6 protein-coding genes and 1 pseudogene are annotated in these 16,221 nt (G+C 50.3%); 3 read left to right on the top strand and 4 right to left on the bottom strand.

Annotation, left to right across the window (positions count from 1 at the left end; genetic code table 11):
• Positions 1-221: 221 nt before the first annotated feature.
• Both FPL14_RS29990 and FPL14_RS16150 read left to right on the top strand, forming a co-directional pair.
• Complete coding sequence (locus FPL14_RS29990) at positions 222-920, top strand: helicase domain-containing protein (protein WP_229263538.1); 699 nt, start codon at positions 222-224, stop codon at positions 918-920.
• Entirely contained in the window at positions 860-2,311 is a 1,452-nt protein-coding gene (locus tag FPL14_RS16150; RefSeq protein WP_229263537.1) for a HelD family protein, read from the top strand. Before FPL14_RS29990 ends, FPL14_RS16150 begins: the two co-directional genes overlap by 61 nt.
• Positions 2,312-2,400: 89 nt before the next feature.
• Here FPL14_RS16150 and FPL14_RS16145 read toward each other — a convergent pair whose 3' ends face one another.
• The 4 genes and pseudogenes from FPL14_RS16145 to FPL14_RS16135 form a co-directional block, all read right to left on the bottom strand.
• On the bottom strand, positions 2,401-7,389 hold the full coding sequence (locus tag FPL14_RS16145) for a carbohydrate binding domain-containing protein (RefSeq protein ID WP_182298622.1): 4,989 nt from the start codon (positions 7,387-7,389) through the stop codon (positions 2,401-2,403).
• A gap of 118 nt (positions 7,390-7,507) precedes the next feature.
• Entirely contained in the window at positions 7,508-8,113 is a 606-nt protein-coding gene (locus FPL14_RS30800; protein WP_407644674.1) for a carbohydrate binding domain-containing protein, read from the bottom strand.
• 42 nt (positions 8,114-8,155) lie between these two features.
• Positions 8,156-8,299 (bottom strand): annotated as a pseudogene (locus FPL14_RS30795) (carbohydrate binding domain-containing protein); the annotation flags it as partial.
• 52 nt (positions 8,300-8,351) lie between these two features.
• Positions 8,352-11,810, bottom strand: coding sequence for a fibronectin type III domain-containing protein (locus FPL14_RS16135; RefSeq protein WP_182298620.1), 3,459 nt, complete (start codon positions 11,808-11,810; stop codon positions 8,352-8,354).
• 788 nt (positions 11,811-12,598) lie between these two features.
• Here FPL14_RS16135 and FPL14_RS16130 point away from each other — a divergent pair.
• The gene (locus FPL14_RS16130) at positions 12,599-15,796 is read left to right on the top strand and encodes an S-layer homology domain-containing protein (RefSeq protein ID WP_182298618.1); all 3,198 of its coding nucleotides are present in this window, start codon (positions 12,599-12,601) and stop codon (positions 15,794-15,796) included.
• Positions 15,797-16,221 lie beyond the last annotated feature (425 nt).

The raw sequence follows: 16,221 nt of genomic DNA, 5'->3' as shown, positions 1-16,221 counted from the left end.
AATTTGCCGTTAGATATGAAAAAACCGGGCTCTAGACCTCTAAATCCGAGATCTTACCCGCTTCTTAGAGCTTGCATTTAGATGAGAACGTATGTTCTATCTATTTTAGGCAATCCTGTACTCAACATCATAACAAATCGGAAAACATAAGTCTATTGTTTTTATCGAAAATGCGCCACAATAGGTGAAGTCAATATTCGTTGCAAGGAGGCAATCGCACTATGGATACGCAAAACCCTATCTATCGGGAAGAACATCAAAGACTTCAGGATACGTTTCAGGAGATCGAACAGCAACGCTCCGGCATAGGTCCCATATATCGCGGACAGGATTTCACCGAACAATTGCTTGAGGAAAAACGGGAGGAAAGCCGGCAGAGACTGGATTTGCTAGGCAACGAACCGTATTTCGGGCGGCTCGACTTCCGGGAGGAGAACAAAACCGATCCGATTCCGCTATACATCGGCAAACGAGGCATGGACCTGCAGAAGACCGGAGAGCCTTACGTCATCGACTGGCGGGCGCCCGTAGCCAGCTTATTCTACTCCTTCACCGGGGGCGAGGCGCCCGTATCTTATGATGCCCCGGACGGGACAATCCATGGAGAAATCTACCGCAAACGGAACTTATCCATCCGCGACAGGAAACTGGGAAGAATCGTGGACAGCTATGAGCGCGGGGGCGACAACATCGGCTTGAACGACGAGTTTCTTCTATTTAAGCTAGGCGACAAGAAAGACAATCGGCTGCGCGACATCGTATCTACGATCCAAGCCGAACAGGATCAGATCATCCGGGCTCCGAGATACAAGGCGCTGATCATCCAAGGGCCGCGGGATCGGGTAAAACGACGGTCGCATTGCATCGCTTGGCCTTCCTGCTCTATCAATACCAGCAGCAAATCCGTGCGGAACGGATGATCATTTTCGCTCCGAACACGATGTTCCTCGACTACATTTCCGGCGTTCTTCCGGAGCTCGGGGTCGGTCACGTCAAGCAAACGACTTTCGCGGAGTGGGCATTGGAACGGCTAAACGCCAACGTACGGCTCTCGAAAGAAGGCTCGGAAGGCAACCATTGGTTTTCTCTCGACGGAGTCAGGCCTCCGATCGACGACGAGACGCCGGGCCGGTTCAAAGGCTCTATCCGATTTAAAGAATGGTTGGACGACAAGCTTAAGCGTTCCGAAGAGCATTTCCTTGAGGCGCAGCCTTTCGAAGCTTGGGAAGGGCGCGTTCTATCCGCCGATACGATTCGCGAATGGTTCGAAGTCGAGTACCGCCACTATCCGCTTGCCGCCCGCCGGGACAGGTTAACCGCGAGAATCAACCGCTGGCTGGAGATGCAGCTGAACACGATCGGAGACCCGAAAATTCGCAAGGACAAGAGCAAGACGGGCAAGCAACGCCTGCGCGCCTACACGAACAAGCTGCCCAAGGCGGATGCTTTTCTTTTCTATCAAAGCGTATTTGCATCAGCAACGGCCGAGGACGGCATTCCGAAGAAGGTGCTGGAGAGCACGAAAGGCTATCTGAAAAAAGGCTTCGTTCAACCCGAAGATCTGGCCGCCCTCGTGTGGATTCACTACGTATTCAACGGCAGAGAGAATCTCGCGTTCGATCACGTCGTCGTCGATGAAGCGCAGGATGTATCCCCTTTTCAGATCGCTCTCTTGAACACGTTCATGAACGAGCCTTCCTTTACGATTCTTGGCGATTTGGCCCAAGGGATACACGCTTACCGCGGTGTTCAACGTTGGGAGGAACTGTCCGGCGTGTTCGACGAGGAACACCGTTCCTATCACGCCTTGCGGCAAAGCTACCGTTCTACGCTGGAAATCATTGAATTCGCCAATCGGATTCTGCCTCATACCGAAACCGGGCTCCCTCCGGCCGTACCTGTATTCCGCAGCGGAGATCCCGTCGATACCGTTCGCTTAGAACAGGAAGCGGATGAAATTCCTTTCATCGATTCTTTCATTCGGGATAACCGAGGACGGGGAATGCAGACGATCGCGATTATCGGACGCACGGACGAGGAATGCGCACGGCTTCATGAAGAGATGGCGCAGGCGGGCATCGAAGCCAACTTAATCAGCGAAGGGCAAACCCAATATCGCGGCGGCACGACTATCGTCCCCGTCTATCTAGCCAAAGGTCTCGAGTTCGACGCGGTCCTTATCGCGGGCGCGAACGAACGCCAATACGCGCTAACCCCGCAGGACGCCAAGCTGCTCTACGTCGGCTGTACCCGCGCGCTTCATCGGTTGACGCTTTATTATTATGGCGAGGAGACGGCTTTGCTTGAATAATGAACGATAGGCAACGGAAAAAGAACGGACTGTATCGCCCCCAAAGGGCGATACAGTCCGTCCGGCTCCCGCTTCGCGTTAGTTCAGTTCTACTTGTCTTTCCATTTTACAACCGTTTGGGTTAAGGTTTGCGCGCTATTCGGCATCGTATATGACCTATTCGCAATATCCGAATTGTTCGAATTCGCTTCGACCGTTGCCCACGATCCTCTTAAGAATTTGTATTGGATCGTCGTGCCTGCCATTAAGCTCATAGTGATAGAGTATGTGCCATCGCTATTTGGCGTAAGCTTATAGTTGCTGTCCGCAGGATTCCAGTTATTGAACGAGCCTGCGATATAGACCGAATCGTTCGCTGCCGTAGTCATAGGAACGGTAAGCTTGATCGTCAGGCTTTGGGTTTGCGGCAATACCGGCGCGCCGGACGTAATTTTGCCGTTCTCGAACGTCCAGGTTCCTTGCTCGAACGTATAGTTATTTCCGCCGTTGTTGTCCCATGTGCCGCTGCCGTTGTTGAAGGTTGCTTTCATGCTTGTCGCTGTGCCCAGGTTAACGGTAATCACGCTGTAACCGGCGTATTCCGCTGACGGCTGCATGGCAACGCCCGGCAGCGCCGTCCAGGCACCGCCTGTAGGCATGTAATAGATATACGGAGAACTAAAGCCCTGCTTGTAATAGATCGTCGCCGTATTTGACAAAGGAACCGCATTCGTCGTTACTAGCAATCCGCTGCTTGCTACAGACATGTTTGCTTTAGCGTCATAAGCCTTGACCGTATACGTATAGGCAGTTTGCGCAGTCAGGCCGGTATCCGTAAACGTCGTCTGTGTCGAAGTCCCGATCTTGAAGCCGTTACGATAAATTTCATAGCCGGTGACCCCGACGTTGTCCGTCGATGCGCTCCAAGACAAGGTTACGGAATCGTGCGTCTTCGCGGTGGCCTGCACATTGGTTGGCTCGGTCGGCGCTAATGTATCTACGATAGAACCTTCAGGAGGACCTGCCGTGATCGTACCGTTTGCGAAAGTCCAGATTCCTTGCTGGAATGAATAATTTTTACCGCCGTTGTTGTCCCATGTGCCGCCGCCATTGTTGAACACGGCTGCCAAGCTGGTTGCCGTGCCGATGTCGACGGTGATCACGCTGTAACCCGTAAACTCCGACGCTTGCATGGCGATTCCCGGTACTGCCGTCCAAGCCCCCCCGGTCGGTGCGTAATGGAAATATGGGGTGCTATATCCGCGTTTGTAGTAAATCGTCGCCTTGTTTGACAGCGGAGCCGCGTTCGTTGTAACCTGCAGCTCGCTGCTTGCCTCCGACGTGTTACCTAGAGCGTCATAAGCCTTGAGCATATAAGTGTATGCGGTTGCCGCTGCCAGGTTATTATCCACATACGTCGTTGTGGCCGATGTGCCGACCTTGGCGCTATTGCGGTAAATCTCGTAGCCCGTCACTCCGACATTATCCGTCGATGCGCTCCAAGACAAGGTAATCGAATTGTGCGTCTTCGCGGTCGACTGTACATTAGTCGGTACAGTCGGCGCGACTGAGTCTAACGGTTCCGTCGTTACCTCAAGCGCAGTACCGGCTGCCGACAGGTTGCCAGCCGCATCATAGGCCTTGACCGTAAAGGTATACGCCGTGCCAGCCGTCAAACCGCTGTTCACGTAAGTCGTGGCGGCCGATGTGCCGACCTTCACTCCGTTCCGGTAAATCTCATAGCCGGTGACTCCGACATTGTCCGTCGATGCGCTCCACGTCAGGGTAACCGAAGTTTGCGTCTTCGCTGTCGCCTGTAAATTCGTCGGCGCAGTTGGGGCAGCCGTATCTATACCTGTAGGAACACCTGCTGTGATCGTACCGCTTGCGAAGGTCCATATTCCTTGCTGGAACGTATAGTTTTTGCCGCCGTTATTGTCCCATGTGCCGCTCCCGTTGTTGAATACGACCTCGGCTCCTGATGCTGTGCCTACATTTAATGTAATCTTGTTGTATCCTGTTAGATCAGATTGCGGCATTAACACCCCTGGAGAGGTCGTCCATGTGCCGGCTATCGGGCGGTAATGGATATATGGCGTTGTATAACCTTGTTTATAGTAAATCGTAACGACATTGCCCGACTCTGTTTTGACCGAAAGGATAATGCTTGCTGCAGACGCATTTCCGGCCGCATCGATTGCTTTTGCGTAATAGTCATAAGTCGTATTCGGACTTAAATCACTGTCCGTATACGTTGTTTTATCGGTGTTGCCAACCTTGGTGCCGTTGCGGTAAATGTCGTAACCCAACACGCCGTAGTTGTCGGTAGCCGCCGTCCAGCTTAATTGAATCGTCGAAGCTGTCTTCGCGCCATTAGTCAAATCGGTCGGCGCCGCAGGAGGTTCGTTATCCGGAACCTTGGTCATCACCGTCAACGGCGAGCTTGCCAACGAGATATTGCCCACCTTATCCAATGCCTTGACCGTATATACATAAGAGGTTGAAGCTGTCAGTCCCGCATCCGTATATGCTGCGGTTGAAGCCGTGCCGACTTTGACTCCGTCCCGATAGACTTCGTAAGCGGATACGCCTACGTTATCCGTCGACGCTGCCCAAGTCAAACTTACTGAACGGTCAGTCGTATTTGCAGCTTGAAGATTTGCAGGAACGGAAGGAGCTTCCTTATCGATAACCAGGAACGGGTAAGTTCCTTGAATCGTTCCGTTCGCATCCTCAACGATCTTACCGGAAGCGTCCTTCGAGTATTTGCCTGCTCCTACGTAAACCGTTTGAATTTCCGACTTCGTCACATTGCCCGCATTGTCAACGGTTTCAATATAGTAGTCCAGCATTTGATCACGATAGTTGCTCAAGTAAGTGTAGTACAAATCGCCAATTTCTTGCGCAGGAACAACCTTGAACATTGCGGTACTTTCTGGCTGCCAAGCGACTCCGTTGATATCCGGCTTGAGGTCGCGCTTATTCATCGGATATTCAACCCATGATCCGACTTTGGCCGGATCGATATTCTGTACGCCTTGCGCCTTCAATGCTGCCGGGTCGTAGACGCGGAACGTATTGTCCAATGCGCTTGCCGTCTTGTCGCGATGCGTTCTGACCTTCAATTTGATGTCGCTTATCCCGCTGACGTCGTATGCGTACGTGTAGATACCGAAAGTGTTGTCATAATATTGAAGCGTCCAACCCTCGGCTTTGCTTACGTTCGCGCTGCCCGGGTTGTATGGATAACGCTGCGGCCACCATACGTTAGGGCCGGTTTTATCCTTAGCCTTATTGCTGGTTACATAGGGCTTCGTGAAATACAAGGAATTGTTAAACGAAAGCGTAGGCTTCACGCCGTCATCCACATTCTCGTCATAATACCCGAATCCGGAATCCATAGCCGGAAGGAGGAAATACCATCCGAGCTCGGCCGGATTGGCTCCGCCCTTATAATCATTGGCTGCATCCCCTTTAACGGGATACGATAACATCCACGGATTCAACTGGTTGCCGGAATACGTAACTTGCTTGTCCAGCGCCGATGTCGGTTGCCAGTAATTCGGATGATCGTCCAGCCAAATTTGCTCTGCTGTTTTCGCGTAATTCTCTGCTGCTTGCAGAAGCGCGAAGTTTCTTTCCAAATAATGATATCCGTATTCGAAGGATACCGTCATTCCGTCTTCGACGCCGTTCAGATTTTTCTTAGGCGCGAGGTTCAATCCTGTAGCCGTGTTGAATGCGGAGAACTGGCCTTTCCATATTCCAAACGGTAAACGCCAATGGTACCATGTCGGATCGGAAGAAGAATCGCGCGTATCGATCCATGATCCATCCTGTACGTGAACGACATCGCTCGCCGCAGGCGTATTCTTAACCAGGTATTCACTAATACCTTCCGCTTTGACGCCGGAGTCGGCATAGGTTACATTCGCGGCGTTGCGCCAAGTATCTTCCGAGCCGGCACGGCCGGAAGAGTTATCGCCATCGTGCGCAATGACGAAAAATTGCTTCTGCGGCAACAAGCCTTCAAATGACTTAAGAACAGTCGCCTTGGCAGAGCCTTGGTATCCTTCTTCCCAAGATTCGGCTTGCGCGACGGGGACGCCTACAACCCGGTTTTCTTTGCCTGTACCGGGATCGACATAACGAACCCAATGAGGCGTTGAAGCGAACGGAAATTTATTGTAGGTGACCTGCTTTTCATTGAACATAGGTTGTTCAACCCATGAGCCTACAGTGCTCGTGTTCTGAAGATCCGCCCGGTTCGGCGGAGATACCATAGTATCCTTGCCCGGGTCGTTTAAGTACGGATAATCGGTCAATGTTCTGGAAAAGTGATTATTTCCGATAACCGACCACTGAATCCCTAATTTATCCAGAACCGGTATGATCCGCTCCGAGAAACCAAGCTCCGTCGGGAAAAACCCTTTCGAAGCAGTAAACGAGTCTCCTAGAAAGTAGGACTGAGACAAAGTGGTCCTCTGGTAAATCAAATCTTTCAGTAAATAGTCATTTCCCGTCAAAGGTCCCATGGAATGATGTCCGCTGAAATTAATGACATCCAACGTACGATTTCCGTTCGGCGTTTTTAAATTGTTATACGCCGTTTTCCAAGGGAGCCCCCAATTGGCATTGTTATATCCGGGAACATTGTTGGTAGTCATGAAGCTGTTGACGTTATTTACGACTGCCGCGGACATAGTAACTTGCACCTGGCCGGAAGGATTCGATTTATTCAACGAATCCGCTACTTGCCACGACCAATACAAGTAAGCTCCCGTTTTAGCATTATGCGTATAATAGGATACCAAGTCGTCATGCGGTAACGCGGTGCCATTTTTGGGATTAAAGTACGTATAGCCGGCAGGAGGATTTTTCTTCAGTTCAATGACCTGGCCGTCATAGGTATAACGAATGGGGGACCCTACTGCCGTAGAGTTGTATCCGGAAGTATTATAGTAGGCCCAAAAATTCGGCATATGGTTGTGGTATACATGGGTCGCCGATATCTCGGCAAAAGCCGCGGAAGCGCCGAATGCGAGTATGAATATAAATGAAGCTAACAAGACGATAATTTTACGTCCAACGATCCTCAACTAACGTCACCTCTTAATGTCAATGTAATGAATCCTGCTTTGACAGCTATTAAACTTGCAAGGCAGGATTCGATTATTTCATCTCGCGCTCGTCGTAAGCGCATTGTAAAGCGCAGGGTTAGGGGTTAATAACCGGAACCCCGGGTGTAATCGTTCCGCCATCGAATGTTGAGATTCCTAGCTGGAACGTATAGTTCTTGCCGCCGTTATTGTCCCATGTGCCGCTGCCGTTGTTGAATACGGCCGACAAGCTGGTCGCCGTACCGATGTCGACGGTGATCACGCTATAACCCGGATATTCCGCCGAAGCCGTCATGGCTTTTCCTGGAACTGCTGTCCATGCGCCGCCGGTCGGTGCGTAATGGAAGTACGGGGTGCTGTAGCCGCGTTTGTAGTAGATTGTCGCCGTGTTGGTCTGCGGTTGAGCGCTCGTCGTTACTTTCAGCTCGTCGCTCGCTGCCGAAATGTTCCCCGCAGCGTCATATGCTTTAACCGCGTACGTATATTCGGTTGCTGCCGCAAGGCCGCTGTCCGTATATGTCGTCGTAGCCGAGGTATTGACCTTCACGTTGTTGCGGTAAATCTCGTATCCCGTCACTCCTACGTTGTCCGTCGATGCGCTCCAAGACAGGGTAACGGAATTGCTAGTCTTCGTGGTTGACTGTACATTGTTTGGTACGGACGGTGCCGTCGTATCTACTCCCGCAGGAGTTCCTGCCTTGATCGTCCCGTTCTCGAACGTCCATGTTCCTTGCTGGAACGTATAGTTCTTACCGCCGTTGTTGTCCCATGTGCCGCTTCCGTTGTTGAATACGGCCGACAAGCTGGCTGCCGTACCGATGTCGACGGTGATCACGCTATAACCCGGATATTCCACCGAAGCCGTCATGGCTTTTCCTGGAACCGCTGTCCATGCGCCGCCGGTCGGAGCGTAATGGAAGTACGGCGTGCTGTAGCCGCGTTTAGTAGATTGTCGCCGTGTTGGTCTGCGGTTGAGCGCTCGTCGTTACTTTCAGCTCGTCGCTCGCTGCCGAAATGTTCCCCGCAGCGTCATATGCTTTAACCGCGTACGTATATTCGGTTGCTGCCGCAAGGCCGCTGTCCGTATATGTCGTCGTAGCCGAGGTATTGACCTTCACGTTGTTGCGGTAAATCTCGTATCCCGTCACTCCGACATTATCCGTCGATGCGCTCCAAGACAGAGTGACGGAATTGTTAGTCTTCGCTGTCGACTGTACATTGTTTGGTACGGACGGCGCCGTCGTATCTCCCGCAGGAGTTCCTGCCTTAATCGTCCCGCTCTCGAACGTCCATGTTCCTTGCTGGAACGTATAGTTCTTACCGCCGTTGTTGTCCCATGTGCCGCTGCCGTTGTTGAATACGGCCGACAAGCTGGCTGCCGTACCGATGTCGACGGTGATCGCGCTATAACCCGGATATTCCGTCGAAGCCGTCATGGCTTTTCCCGGTGCAGTTGTCCAGGTACCACCGGTCGGTGCGTAATGGAAGTACGGTGTGCTGTAGCCGCGTTTATAGTAGATTGTCGCCGTATTGGTCAGCGGTTGAGCGCTCGTCGTTACTTTCAGCTCGTCGCTCGCTGCCGAAATGTTCCCCGCAGCGTCATATGCCTTAACCGTGTACGTATATTCGGTTGCTGCCGCAAGGCCGCTGTCCGTATATATCGTCGTAGCCGAAGTATTGACCTTCACGTTATTGCGGTAAATCTCGTAGCCCGTCACTCCTACGTTGTCCGTCGATGCGCTCCAAGACAGGGTGACGGAGTTGTTCGTTTTGGAGGACGATTGCAAATTCGTCGGCGCGGCAGGTGCGACCGTATCTTTCGGTTCGGTCGTTGCTTGAAGCGCAGAACTAGCATCGGATTTGTTTCCAGCAGCGTCATAGGCCTTAACCGTATAGGTGTAAGCGGTTTCCGCCGTCAAGCCAACATCTTTATACGTCGCGCTCGCCGATGTGCCTACCTTGACATCGTCTCGATAGATCTCGTATCCCGTCACTCCTACGTTGTCCGTGGATACGCTCCAAGTCAACGTCACGGAATTTTCAGTCTTCGCAGATGCGGTTAAATTCGTCGGTGCTGTCGGTTTGGTTGTATCTTTAGCAACCCACCCATTGTCGTACCAGCCTTCCGCGCTGATTACTAATCCTGCTTGTTGGGCAGCTGGAATTTGGTTGCTGGCGTCTTTAAAAATTACGTGGGCGCTTTCGACATCCTCAATCGTATACTTGTACCAGCCGTCTCCTTCGCTGACCATTGCCGGAGCTGACGCCCAGGTTGGGCCGGTTACTACTGGTGTTGTCTCGTAATAATACAATTGCGGAGTTCCCCAAGTGCTCGGCTTCTTAAAATGAACAGTCAACAGGCTTCGATCCGTCTTGGTGAAGACGTATTGTTGCGATACGCTGCCAAGATTATTGCCGGCGTACAACCGAAGTGCCTTCGAATCGCCGATTCCCATACCGCTGCCGATCGTCAGCGACTGTCCGTTCGTGAAAGAAATACCGTTTGTTTGCGGGTCAGTTCCATCGAGCGTATATTTGCCCGTTTCCGCGTTTCGAACATAAAGGGTGATCTCTTTCGTATCTGTGCTGAAGCTGCCGCCCGCCGGAGATGCCGATACTTTGGCATTCAGCGTCGGAACCTCTTCGATCAGAATGACGCCGTTTGTTCCTGCGGTAAAGGTAGCTTTACCTCCGGAGACGACCGCCGTATAACCGGTATAGAAATCTCTTACCGTAGTTCCGTCTACGAATACGGAGCTGACGTTGATCGATGTCGATCCGCTTGCCCCGACGGCGACGGCTACTTTGTCATCTATTCCGTTAGCGCTATAAGTTCTGCTGAAAGCATAGGGAGAAGTTTGAAGCTGCTTATGGCTTCCTGCACCGACGGCAATATGATTGCTCCGGAATTGCCCCAGCTTCTGCCAATGGGACAATACGCTCGTATTAATCGAGCTCCAGTTCATATCCGAGCGAGTCGCTTGATCGCCTGGAGAGTTGCTTGGCTGTCTACCCGTTTCATCGCCGTAGTAAATTTGGACGGCTCCGGGCAATAACAGCAACGATGTTCCCCCGTTGATCAGGTTGCTGCGGTTGTATAATGAGGTATCGTGAGAGGACATATAGCTTAACATATTAAACGATGGATCCGTATTGATACTGGCAGCGTAACTGGAATAGATGCTTTCCAGACCATTCAAATTCCCAGTCGAGCTTTGGAACGAGAAGTTAATAAGCGAGTCGAATCCGTTGCTGAAATACGAACTTTTCCCAACCCCGTGTCCCCATACCTCGCCTGTCATCCAGAAATCAAGGTCATCCATTTTTTTCGTCGGATTGGCTGCTTTCCATTCCTTCAGCGCTTTCACCGATTCGGTCTTCAAATCTTTCCATACCGACTGTTCGACGTGCTTCGCCGTATCTACCCGGAAGCCGTCAATCCCATATTCCCGAACCCAATCGGTCAACCATTTGTTAATATAATTGCTTGGCGTACGAGGTTTGCCTGTGTTGCTGAAGTACGCGTTGAGTTCTGCTACCTCTTTAGCTTCTTTCGCGTTATCCCACTTCGTCTGCAAGATCGGTGGCAAGCCTACCGTACTGCTAGAGCCGGTCTTGAAATCCGGCAACCCCGAAAGACACATCTCCGTATCGCTGGATCCGCAAGGCGTGTAACCGCTTTTGTTCACACGGACCCAATCAGAACCCCACCATCTAGCCCAACTACTCGAATCCGTATCCACCACATAATTGCCATAAGTATTATAATGAGCTGCTGATTCTGGTTGGTTATAATAATAGTTTTGCCAACCGTTGGCCAATTGCCCGAAGTTAAACTCGCTCATGTCTTTCAGAGTTTCGTATCCGGCATGGTTCATAACGACATCCATCACGACCCGAATACCATGGGTATGCGCGGTGTCGACAAAAGTTTTGAAATCCGCTTCCGTACCCATATTTTTGTCGATTTCAGTGTAATCCAGCGTATAGTAACCGTGATACGCGTAGTGCCTGAAAGATTCGCCTCCTACCCATCCGTGGATTTGCTCATAAGGAGCCGTAATCCAGATGGCATTGACGCCGAGATCATTAAAATAACCTTCATTGATTTTTGTTGTAAGCCCTTTCAAATCTCCGCCGTGGAAAGTTCCGGTTTTGGATTTGTAGCCAGAATACTCATTGCCGTTCTGATCCAATTCCCTCCCGTAGGAATGGTTGTTGCTGGAATCTCCGTCAAGAAAACGGTCCGTCAAGGCAAAATAAACGGTCGCGTTGTCCCATGAGAATGTGGATGCCGAGGCAGTTGTAGTAGCTGCACTAGCCATCTTAGAGGTTTCAAGTCCAAAAAACATAGAGAAGACCATAGTAAAGATAAGGAACAAATGTACCGCTTTCTTCATTAGTAGAACCGCCTTATTAAAATTTATGGTGCGCAAACGTTTGCATTTAAATGCAAACGTTTGCGCATTTTACGAGAAAAAATGAAATCAATATAAAATAATGATTTCAAAACGGGTGATAAAAAATCTTAAATAATATGGATGGATGAAAATTTAGTTGGATAAAAAAGCGGATTTGCTACATACGTAATGCAGAAGGGATTCGATTTACTCAAAACGAAGGAATGTTGCTGTACGAACTAGGGGTTATTTGAATGAACTTGCAAGATAATCGCAAGCGTAGAAATCAATTTTCACAGCGTCAGATATCATGCCCCCTCTGCAAAAATTAAAATTCAAAAAGCTGAAAGCGTATTAAAGTAGGCTCTGGCGTAACCTATCTACACCGTCCTTACACGAGAGTATGGCATTTAAACCATCGACCCTCTCTTCTTTTGGATATTTAAATCAGCACTACGTTAGAGCGGAGAATGCGCTTTCATTTCTTTCTTTTTAGATTGATTCTCTCGCAGTAATAATATGCCACTTGAATAACTTTAATTTTAGTCAGTTTTACCAATTTGTACAGAGAAATTTCTTGAAATATGTCGAATTCATCAAAATAATAGTAAATTATACCTATAATTTCTTCAGTCGGTTGACGCTTTTTTATTTTGAAAGGAGACGGCTTAGCCTTCTAGCATCGCCGATGTGTGAAAAAACCTCTGCGGATTTTACCAACTATAGTATATTAATAGAATAAGAGTTTAATTCCATTAATCTATTCTATCTGGAAAGGACGCCTTTAAATGTATCGTTATCGGCCGTTATCCGCAGGGCTTGCACTCGCCGTTCTGCTCTTATGCATTAACTCGCTTTTCCTTCCTGCAGTTACGCAAGCAGCTTCGGATAATCAATTAATAATCGTTGTTCGCGACTTCTCGGTCGTCCCCCCTAACAAACACCCTGATTTTGAGACCTATAACGGGCAATACCCGGGCATTGTAATGCCGACTCTCGGCGCGGACAAGAAGCCCGTTTTCAGCGGAAGCAGTCCCGTAGTGACGAACGCGTCTTCCTTCAACTCATGGTACAACGACGATCCTTTGAATCAGAAGACGACAGTTACGCTGGACTTAAATTACAATTCTGTTTTAGGAGAATATCAATACTCCAACTCCAGCTTCTTTCCGATCGATAACCAACTGTGGGGGAACGAAGGAAACGCCCATAATTATCATTTCACCACTGAAGCGCATAGCAAGTTCGTCTACCGGCCAGGGGATACCTTGACCCTCAACATTGACGATGACGCATGGGTCTTCATCAACAATAAGCTAGCGCTTGATTTGGGCGGAGTTCATGGCGTCATGAATGGAACTGTCAATCTGGATGCCCAAGCCGCGGCTTTAGGATTGATCCCTGGCGAAATTTATGATTTCGACCTGTTCCAAGCGGAACGACATACAACGCAATCCAATTTTAACATCAGAACGAGCATTCAATTTTTTGACGCGCTTCCGGATACGGCTCTCACGGCCACGCCTGATATGACGACTATAAGCGCTAACGCGACTTTTAGCTTCTTAGGGACTGGCAGCTCCTTTGAATGCAGCGTGGATGCGGCCGTGTACGGAGCTTGTACTTCTCCCGTCAGCTACAACTCTCTATCGGACGGAACCCACACTTTCGCCGTTCGTTCGATTCTGTACAATGGACTGCCCGATCCGACGCCCGCTTCTTACACTTGGATCGTGGATACGACTGCACCGGATACGACGATCGTATCGAACCCCAGTTCGATGACGGCAAGCAGCAGCGCCGCTTTCGGGTTCGGCAGCAACGAGGTTGGCGTCTCTTATGAATGCAGTTTGGATGGCGCAGCCTATAGCGCCTGCAATACTCCCGAGACGTTTACCGGAATAAGCGACGGAAGCCATACCTTGAGCGTTCGGGCGCGAGATTCGGCAGGCAACGTCGATCCTACCCCCGCTACATTCGCATGGACCATCGATTCGACTGCACCGGATACGACGATCGTATCGAACCCCAGTTCGATGACGGCAAGCAGCAGCGCCGCTTTCGGGTTCGGCAGCAACGAGGTTGGCGTCTCTTATGAATGCAGTTTGGATGGCGCAGCCTATAGCGCCTGCAATAATCCCGAGACGTTTACCGGGATAAGCGACGGAAGCCATACCTTGAGCGTTCGGGCGCGAGATTCGGTAGGCAACGTCGATCCTACCCCCGCTACATTCGCATGGACCATCGATTCGGCTTCTCCGGACACGACAATCGTAACGGGCCCCGGCTCGTCAACGAATAACGTTAACGCTACGTTTTCTTTCACAAGCAATGAGAGCGGCGTCACATATGAATGTGCCTTAGACGGGTCGGCGTATTCCCCGTGCTCGTCTCCCTTGACGCTTAATAACCTGGCTGTTGGAGACCACGTCTTGTTGGTAAAAGCCATCGATGCGCTCGGCAACGCGGACGCGACCCCGGCTAGCTACGATTGGAAAATTACGAGCGTTACCGTCGGACTTCAATTCTCGAACGCTGTTTATTCCGTGGTGAAGGGAAATACCCAATCGACTAAGCTCACGGCCGCGAATTCCGATCTGACGACCTTGGACGTAACGGAAAAGGCAGCCTATTCCATAGCCGATCCGAGCATCGCAACAATAGACGCGAAGGGCGTCTTCACCGGGCTGAACGTCGGCGAAACCGTCTTAACCGCTACCTACGGAGGACTGACGGCTAACACGACGCTTAAAATCAATAGCGGACAATCGGGCAGTCCCGGCAGCGGTTCGGGCGGTTCGTCCTCCCCTGCCCAGCAGCCTGAAACCTTTAACTTTGACGTCTTGTCTTCCGACGGGTCGACCGTGAGAGTGTCGATCACCTTGGAAGACGTTAAGAAAGGCATCATCATGCTTAAGACAGACAAACCGGACCTGAAGGTTATTCAGGCGGTATCCGTCTTGGACCGCATTCGTTCGATCAATCAGAACGCTATATTGACATTCCAGTCTTCGGTCGGTTCCATTACGTTGCCTATTTCAGAGCTTAACTGGTCCCCGCTAAGCGATCGGCAAGGGATGGATCGCTCTAAAGTTCAAGTAACGTTAGCGATCGCGACTACTTGCAAAGCTAACGTCGATAAACTAGAAGAAGCTCTCAAGAAAAAACAGGCCCGTTTGCTCGTCGCCCCTGTGGAATTCCATGTGCGAATCGATGACGGAAGCGGTAAGTCGGCTGAACTCGACACCTTCGAGCATTACGTGACTCGCACGATGGATATGGGAACCCAAACCGTGCCTCCGACAGCTTCGGGCATTTGGTGGAACCCGAACACCGGAGAATATCGCTATATCCCTTCCCGCTTCGTGAAGAAAGATGGACATACCGCTGCCGAATTAAAAAGACAAGGACTAAGCTCTTATGCGGTCATTGACCGCCAAGTCGAGTTCGCGGACCTTAGCAAGCACTGGTCCAAAGAAAGCGCGGAACAATTGGCTTCGAAAGGAATCGTTGAAGGCCGAGGCAATGGCAACTTCGATCCCGATGGCGCGATCACGAGAGCCGAAGTATCCGCTTTACTCGTTCGCGCGCTTGGTTTAACCGAATCGATAGGCGATAGTCCGTTCAGTGATATAACGACCGAGTGGTATTCTACCCCGGTATCAACCGCATATCGCGCCGGGTTGATCAAAGGGGACGCTAACGGTCTGTTCCGTCCTAATGACGATGTTACTAGAGAGGAACTTACTGTGATGCTCTATCGGGCGGCTCAGTACACGGGATCGAAAATAGGAAGCGGAACTGCCGCCGCAACCGCGAATATGGACTCCGTGTCTCCTTGGGCTAACGATGCCGTTCGATTCGCTTTACAGCACGGCATTCTGACAGGAGACAAGTCCGGTGCATTGAAACCTGGTGAAAAGGCTACACGGGCGGAAACCGCGCAAATGCTTCTTCGGATGTTGACTACCGTAGAATTCGTCTAACTATCGTTAACATTAAATAAACGGCACCTCCCATAAGGAGTGCCGTTTTATTTATATAACTCCAACCTGGGTTGCCAGGTTCTTGTGCCAGGCAATGCCTGCAGGTTGATCGTGAGACTGTGGTAAAATATTCAAAATACTACGCAATCATTAGAATTATCGAGAAAACATAAGAAAACATGCTATTAGCTATAAGAAAAAGTTAATGCAAACGTTTTTACAATAAATGCCACTTTCGTGTATGATAAATTCACATAAACATGCAAGCGCTTTCAATACTCATCCAATCATTTTCCTCCAACAATTACTTGCGATTATTCGTGAATACTCCGTACTCCTTCTCTTATTTCACTTCCAAAATCGTCCGACCAGCGACTTTTGCTGCGATCTTACCAATCTACTGTTTCATAAAAAGGAGGTGATTT

It is taken from the genome of Cohnella cholangitidis, assembly GCF_014107495.1.
GTDB lineage: Bacteria > Bacillota > Bacilli > Paenibacillales > Paenibacillaceae > Cohnella > Cohnella cholangitidis.
The sequence above is the reverse complement of the archived record's forward strand: the minus strand, read 5'-3'. Positions and strand labels throughout refer to the sequence as shown.